General features: G+C 66.6%; 2 protein-coding genes. Both read left to right on the top strand.

Annotated features, from left to right (window positions below):
- Window positions 1–969 (top strand): 3-keto-5-aminohexanoate cleavage protein (locus HCU76_RS36215; RefSeq protein ID WP_218512049.1); only part of this gene is annotated, 969 nt, incomplete at its 5' end.
- 79 nt (window positions 970–1,048) lie between these two features.
- Window positions 1,049–2,360 (top strand): MFS transporter (locus HCU76_RS36210; protein ID WP_218512048.1); only part of this gene is annotated, 1,312 nt, incomplete at its 3' end.

Below are 2,360 nucleotides of genomic sequence, written 5' to 3'. Positions count from 1 at the left end.
GACTTCCCCGAGGACATCCCTGTCACGATGGACCAGCAGATCCAGAAGGCGGTCGACTGCTACAACGCCGGCGCCACCGTGCTGCACCTGCACGTGCGTGAACTCGACGGCAAGGGCAGCAAGCGCCTGTCCAAGTTCAACGAACTCATCGCCGGCGTGCGCAACGCCGTGCCCGAGATGATCATCCAGGTGGGCGGCTCGATCAGCTTCGCCCCGGAATCCGAAGGCGCCGCCGCCAAGTGGCTGTCCGATGACACGCGCCACATGCTGGCCGAACTCGACCCCAAGCCCGACCAGGTCACCGTGACCATCAACACCTCGCAGATGAACGTGGTCGAGCACTGGGAGTACGAGGACTACAAGGGCACCTCGATGGATGACCCGGTCGTCTTCAACGCCTACAAGGAAATGACCGTGCCGGCGCAACCCGGCTGGGCCGAGGAGCACATCCGCCGCCTGTCGGAAGCCGGCATCCAGAGCGCCTTCCAGTGCTACAACATCAACAGCTTCGAGTCGGTCGAGCGCCTGATGCGCCGCGGCATCTACAAGGGCCCGCTGGTCATGAACTGGGTGGCCATCGGTGGCGGCATGGACGTGCCGAGCATCTACAACCTGGCCAACTTCGTGCGCGCCACGCCCGACGGTGCGGTGCTGACGGTGGAGAGCTCGATGCGCAACGTGCTGCCGGTCAACATGATGGGCATCGCCATGGGCCTGCACGTGCGCTGCGGCATCGAGGACAACCTCTGGAACCAGTCCCGCACGCAGAAGATGAGCACGGTCGAGCAGGTCGAGCAACTGGTGCGCATCTCGCGCGAGTTCGGCCGGCCGATCGCCACCGCGCAGCAGGCACGCGAGATCAGCAAGATCGGCGTGTTCTACAAGACCACCGAGGAATCGCTGCTGGCCAACGGCTTCTCACCCAACCGCAACGGCGCCGATCAGGGCTTCCTGCGCAAGGCCGCCTGAGCCACGCGCCAGCCACGCTGAACCACGCTGAGTCGCTGAGCCCCGCCCCACAACTACAAGACAACCGAGACAACCCACCATGTCCATCACCCTCGACGCGGGCGCCGCCAGGCCCGGCTCGCCAGACGACTACCTGATCGGCAAGCGGCAAGCCTGGTTTGCCTTTGCCATGACCTTCGCACTGATGCTGTTCGACTACATCGACCGGCAGGTGATCGTGTCGCTGTTCCCGCACATCAAGAGCGAATGGAACCTGAGCGACAAGCAGCTCGGCGCGCTGGTGTCCATCATCTCCATCGTGGTGGCCGTCGGCGGCATCCCGGTGGCGCTGCTGGCCGACCGGGTCAGCCGCGTGAAGAGCATCGTGGTGATGGCAGGCGTCTGGAGCCTGGCCACCATCTCGTGCATGTTCACCACCAACTTCGCCCAGCTGTTCACCGCCCGCGCGGTGGTGGGTGCCGGCGAGACGGGCTACGGCTCGGTCGGTGCGGCGCTGATCGCGACGCTGTTCCCGGTGCGCCTTCGCAGTGCGCTGCTGGGCGCCTTCTTCGCGGCGGCATCGCTGGGCTCGGTGCTGGGCGTGGTGCTGGGCGGCGTGATCGCGGCCAAGTGGGGCTGGCGCGCTGCCTTCGGCGTGGTCGGCATCCCCGGCCTGGCGCTGGCGCTGCTGTACCTGTTCGTGCGCGACTACAAGACGGTGGACCTCACGCCGCGGCTGGACAAGGTCACCGAGTCCATCGGCAGCACGCTCAGGCACATCTTCGTCACGCTGGCGCGCACCCGCACGCTGCTGTTCGTGTGCATCGGCGCGGCCATGCAGCTGATCGTGGTGTCGGCGGTCTGGTCGTGGCTGCCGAGCTACCTCAACCGCTTCTACGGCGTCACGCCTGAGGCGGCGGCCACGCAAGCGGCACTCGTGGTGCTGCTGGGCGCGGTGGGCTGCATCGTCTGGGGCTTCGTGGTGGACCGGCTGACCTTGCGCCAGCGGCGCAACAAGCTGCTGGCCCTGTCGGTGCTGTGCGTGGTCACGATGTGCATCTTCCTGGTGGCTTTTGCCGGCACCGCGCCCGGTCCGGCGCAGTTCAAGCTGATCCTGCTGGGCGGCTTCTTCATGACCTGCACCGTGGGTGTGGTCTCGGGTGTGGCCATCGAGGTGATCCATCCGGGCGTGCGCTCCACCGGTTCGGCCGTGCTGTCGCTGTTCCAGAACCTGTTCGGCCTGGCCGTCGGTCCCTTCCTGGTGGGCGTGCTGTCGGATGTCTGGGGCCTGCAGCAGGCCATGGCCGCGGTGCCGTGCTTCGGCCTGCTGGCAGCCGTTGCCTTCGTCTGGTGCGCTCGCAGCTATGACACGGACGTCGACCGGGTTTCCAACGTGAAGCTCGCCGTCGCGA

Source organism: Variovorax sp. dw_308, assembly GCF_019207085.1.
Lineage (GTDB): Bacteria > Pseudomonadota > Gammaproteobacteria > Burkholderiales > Burkholderiaceae_C > Variovorax.
The sequence above is the reverse complement of the archived record's forward strand: the minus strand, read 5'-3'. Positions and strand labels throughout refer to the sequence as shown.